General features: G+C 72.6%; 3 protein-coding genes. 1 reads left to right on the top strand and 2 read right to left on the bottom strand.

What is annotated here, in order from left to right; translation table 11 throughout:
• Nucleotides 1-199 precede the first annotated feature (199 nt).
• Together Ate02nite_RS11345 and Ate02nite_RS11350 are read right to left on the bottom strand one after the other, a co-directional pair.
• A complete protein-coding gene (locus tag Ate02nite_RS11345; RefSeq protein WP_203803471.1) occupies nucleotides 200-2,353 on the bottom strand; it encodes a RecQ family ATP-dependent DNA helicase in 2,154 nt (717 codons plus the stop codon).
• A gap of 161 nt (nucleotides 2,354-2,514) precedes the next feature.
• Nucleotides 2,515-4,383, bottom strand: a complete 1,869-nt coding sequence (locus tag Ate02nite_RS11350) for a nucleotide disphospho-sugar-binding domain-containing protein (protein ID WP_203803460.1) — start codon at nucleotides 4,381-4,383, stop codon at nucleotides 2,515-2,517.
• Between the two features lie 112 nt (nucleotides 4,384-4,495).
• Here Ate02nite_RS11350 and Ate02nite_RS11355 point away from each other — a divergent pair, with 112 nt between their 5' ends.
• Nucleotides 4,496-4,894 (top strand): hypothetical protein, encoded by a 399-nt coding sequence (locus Ate02nite_RS11355; protein WP_203803468.1) that lies wholly within the window; start codon nucleotides 4,496-4,498, stop codon nucleotides 4,892-4,894.
• Nucleotides 4,895-4,996 lie beyond the last annotated feature (102 nt).

Genomic DNA, 4,996 nt, shown 5'->3' on the forward strand with positions numbered 1-4,996 from the left:
GGCGTCGGCGTCGGCGTCGGCGTCGGCGTCGGCGTCGGCGTCGGCGTCGGCGTCGGCGTCGGCGTCGGCGTCGGCGTCGGCGTCGGCGCTACGACACCCGCCCACGGCCGGCTGGCGCGACGGCCAGCGGCAGCACCCACTCAGCGCCCTCCGCTGGTGCCGCTCTCCGCCAGCGACCGCTCTCCGCTGGCGACCGCCCTCAGCCGGCGACCGCCAAGGCCAGCGGTAGCACGCCATCGGCGCCGGCTCGGCGTAGGGCGCGGCCGGCCAGCACCATCGTCCAGCCGGAGTCGACCAGGTCGTCTACCAGCAGGACCGGGCCGCCCAAGCCGGACAGCTCGGCGGCCACCTCGGGCGGGACCGCGAAGGCCTCGTGCAGCGCCCGCACCCGCTGCGCGCTGTTGCCCCGCGAACCGTCGCCGGACGGCGCGTTCGAGGTGACCGCGCCCAGCAGCGGCAAGCGGCCCACCCGGGCGATATGTTCGGCCAGCGTGCGAATCAGCTCGGGGTGGCGGCGGGAATCCACCGCGACCACCGCTGCCGGGCGGCGCGACCAGGCGTCGTCGCCGTGCGCCCACGCCTTGAGGATCTCCACCACCGCGGCCGCCAACTCGCTCGGGATCGGGCCGTCGGCCGATTCGGGCGCGACCAGGGTGCGCAGCCGGCCACCCCAGCCAAGGTCGGACAGGCGGCCGACGGCCCGGCCCGGCTGAATCTGGTCGGCCGGCCCGATCTTGCCCTTGAGCGAGATGCCGACCGCGGACATGCCGGTGGGCCACATCTTCTTCGGCGCGATCTCGACACCGGGCCGGCCCAGGAACGCGTCGGCCGCGGCCAGCGAGGCGGGTGACACCTCGGCGTCGAACAGCGGGTCGGCGCAGTTGTCGCAGCGGCCGCACGGCTTCGCCTCGGGGTCATCCAGGCAGCGGCGCAGGAACTCCATGCGGCAGGCGTCGGTCTCGGCATATCCGATCATGGTCTGCTGTTCCGCGGAGCGCGCCTCGGCGACGCGGCGCAGCCGCGCGGTGTCGTAGGTCCACGGCTCGCCGGTGGCGAACCAGCCGCCACGGGCTCGGCGGACCGCACCATCGACGTCAAGAACCTTGAGCATCATCTCGAGCCGGTTGCGTCGCAGATCAACGAGCGGCTCCAACGCCTGTGTCGACATCGGACGGTCCAGCGACAGGTTGGCCAGCACCGAACGCACCTGGTCTTCCGGCGGGAACGCCAGCGAGGCGAAATAGCGCCAGATAGCCGCGTCTTCCCGGCCCGGCAGCAACACCACCTCGGCGTGCTCGACGGCCCGGCCGGCCCGGCCGACCTGCTGGTAATAGGCGATCGGCGAGGGCGGCGCGCCCAGGTGAATGACGAACCCGAGGTCGGGTTTGTCGAAGCCCATGCCGAGCGCCGACGTGGCCACCAGCGCCTTGATCTTGTTGTCCTGCAGGTCCTGCTCGGCGGCACGACGCTCGGCATCCTCCACCTGGCCCGTGTAGGACGCCACCGGGAAGCCTCGTGAACGCAGGAAGTCGGCAGTCTCGGTAGCCGCCGCGACGGTCAGCGTGTAGATGATGCCGGAACCAGGAAGCCGGTCGAGGTGATCGGCCAGCCAGGCCAGCCGGTGCGCCGGATTAGGCAGGTCGAGCACGGCCAGCCGCAACGAGTCTCGGTCGAGCGGACCACGCAGCACCAGCGCGTCGCCGAGCTGCTCGGCCACGTCGGCGGTCACCCGCGCATTGGCGGTCGCGGTGGTGGCCAGCACCGGGGTGCGCCCCGGCAGGCCGGCCAGGAAGGTGCGCAGACGCCGATAGTCGGGGCGGAAGTCGTGCCCCCAGTCGGAGACGCAGTGCGCCTCGTCGACCACGAGCAGCCCCGTGCTCGCGGCCAGGCCGGGCAGCACGTTGTCGCGGAAGTCGGGGTTGTTGAGCCGCTCGGGACTGATCAGCAGCACGTCGACCGAGCCGCCGCGGATCTCGTGCTCGATCTCGGACCACTCGTCTAGGTTGGCCGAGTTGATGGTGCGGGCCCGGATGCCGGCGCGGGCGGCCGCGTCGACCTGGTTGCGCATCAGCGCCAGCAGCGGCGACACGATGACGGTCGGCCCGGCGGGTGGATCACCGGCCTGGGCCGTGACACCGTCACGCAGCAGGGCGGTGGCGACGAAGTAGACCGCCGACTTGCCCCACCCGGTGCGCTGCACGCAGAGCACCCGCCGCCGGTCGACGGTGAGCGCCTCGATGGCTCGCCACTGGTCCTCACGCAGGACGGCGCGCTCGCCGGCTAGGCGGCGCAGCACCCCCTCGGCGCGCTCACGCACCGCTGCCCGCTCGGCATCGTCGGCTGTCGTCCGCATCGTCTCGGTCACCCGGCATGTCTATCAGCCGGCACCGACAGAACCGGAGTTATCCACAGGCCGGCCGTTGTCCACAGGCCGCCGAAAATCTTGCGCACGGCCCGGACCGCCGGCCCCAGAATCGGACTCGTCCCCGCACCCCTCAGGAGCCGATCATGACCTCAGCGCTTCAGCAGTCCTTCGATCAGATCGACGGCTACCGACACTCCCCCGGCCGCCGTCATGGCCGCGCCGAGCTCGCGGGCCCGGGTGCGGAAAGCGGGGTCGGCGCTCACCCGGCCGACCGCCTCCGCGATCCGGTCCGCCTTCGGGTGGCCGGTCCGCAGGTCGATCCCGGCGCCCGACCAGGCCACCCGGCGGGCCACCTCCGGCTTGTCGAGCGAGCCGCCGGCGACCACGAGCGGCACCCCGGCCTGCAGCGCGGCCAGCACCCCGCCCCAGCCGCCGTTGGTGACCATGACGTCGACGAGCGGCAGCAGCAGGTCGTGCGGGAGGAAAGCGGCGGCCCGCGCGTTCGCCGGCAGCGGCCCCAGCGTCGCCGGATCGGCACCGCCCGTCGTGCAGACGACCAGCACGTCCTGGTCCGCAAGCCCCGCCAGAGTCGGCCGCAGCAGGTCGTCGGGGTCCATGTCGAGGGTTCCCTGGGTCACGTGCACGACCGTGCCGGCCTCCGCGAGCTCGGCCCACCAGTCCGGCAGCGCCGGAGCGGGGGCGGCGGCCGGGCGTGATCGAGCCACCGGACCGGGCTGAGCAGCCAGCTCCAGCTGAGCGGCCAGCGCAAGATGGCTGGCCAGGTCCTCCAGGTGGTCCGGGTCCACCTGAGCCCCTGGGTCCGGCTTGGCAGCCTGGTCCGGCTTGGCCGCCAGGTCTGGCTGAACGGCTGCGTCCGGCTGAGCCACTGCGTCCGGCTGGGCCGCCAGGTCCGACTTGGCTGCGTCCGGCTTAGCGGGTGCGTCCGGCTGAACGGCTGCATCCGGCTGAACGGCTGCATCCGGCTGAGCGGCTGCATCCGGCTGAGCGGCTGCATCCGGCGCCGCCGCCTCCAACTGAGCGGCTTTGTCTGGCTGAGCGGCATTCGGCTGAGCGGCATTCGGCTGTGCGGCCACCGCTGGCGGGGCCGACACGTCCGGCTGAGCGGCTGCGTCCGGCGCCGGCGCCGGCGCCTCCGACTGAGCGGCTTTGTCTGGCTGTGCGGCCACCGCTGGCGAGGCCGACACGTCCGGCTGAGTCGCCGGGCCTGGCTCAGCCGACGCGCCCGGCTGGGCCGACGGGTCGCGTGGGGCTGGGTCGGGCTTGGGGGCTGGGTCGGGTTTGGGGGTTGGCTGGGCCAGGCGGCCTACGAAGTGGACGTAGGGCGGGAGGTCGGGGCGTGGGTACTCCAAGCCGGGGACGCCCTGGGCGATGATCAGGTCCGTTGAGTAGAGGCCGTCGAAGAGGTGGCCCGGTGGGACTGGGCCGAGGCCGACGTCGGCGCGCATCCGGTTGATGGTGGGGTCGGTTATCCGGCGGTAGGCCGCGCTGGTCACGCTGCGGGCTACGGCGTCTCGGGCGCGGCCGAGCGGGCCCGTCGCCGGGCTCCAGGGCATGCCGAGCGGGGGAAGATGGCGGCTCGTCAGGGAAAGGGGGGTGACGGTGATGGTGACCCACGGGATGCCCAGCGCCTGGCCCGCGATGGCCGCGCCCAGGGCGACCTGGTCGGTCACCAGCAGGTCGTACAGTGCGGCGGCCATGATGTCGGCGATCTGGCCGGGGGCGGTGCCGAGGACGATGTGCTCGGCGTTGGCCTGGGTTCCGCGGAAGCCCTTGCCGTCGCCGACCTGCGGGAAGGTGGCCGCCACGTCGGCATCGTCGAAGTCGGTCGCCTTGATCCACGGGAGCCAGGTGGCGCCGGCTGAGATGAAGCGGTCACGGTACTTCGCGCCGGTGTACGCGACCACCTCGTGGCCGCGCCGCAGCAGTTCCGCGGACACCGCGCTCATCGCGCCGACGTGACCGGCGAAGGGCATCGACGCGACCAGGATCCTTGCCATGCCGCGACCGTAGCGGACATCGACGTGACCGTGGTGTCCGCGCGGCCGAGGGAACGCATCGGTCTCGGCGGAAATCCTTGACAACTAAATTTGTCGGTGAAAGGCTCCGGTTATGTCCAAGACGATTGCCGAGAAGCTGCTGATCAAACCGAACTCGACAGTGTGGCTGTCCGACCCGGCTCGGCTGCCGCTGCTCACGCCGATGCCCGAGGGCGTGCGCGAGGTCGAGGCGCTGGCCACCGCGAGTACCGCGGTGGTCTTCGCCGAGGACGCGGCGAGCGCTCGCAAACTGCTCGAGGAGCACACCGCCGACCTGGCCAAGCCGGGCGTGTTCTGGGTGGCCTACCCCAAGGGCAACAAGGCCGACATCAACCGCGACACCCTGTGGCCGATCGTTGCCGACTTCGACATGCGGCCGTGCGGCCAGGTCGCGATCGACGATCGCTGGTCCGGCCTCCGGTTCCGCCCCAACCGCGAGGGCGAGGGCCGCTTCACCGGCGGCGCGAAGTAAACCGCGGCCGAAGCAACCGCGGCCCGAAGCAACCGCGGCCCGAAGCAACCGCGGCCCGAAGCAACCGCGGCCCGAAGCAACCGCGGCCCGAAGCAACCGCGG

Source organism: Paractinoplanes tereljensis (assembly GCF_016862435.1).
GTDB classification, from domain to species: Bacteria; Actinomycetota; Actinomycetes; order Mycobacteriales; family Micromonosporaceae; genus Actinoplanes; species Actinoplanes tereljensis.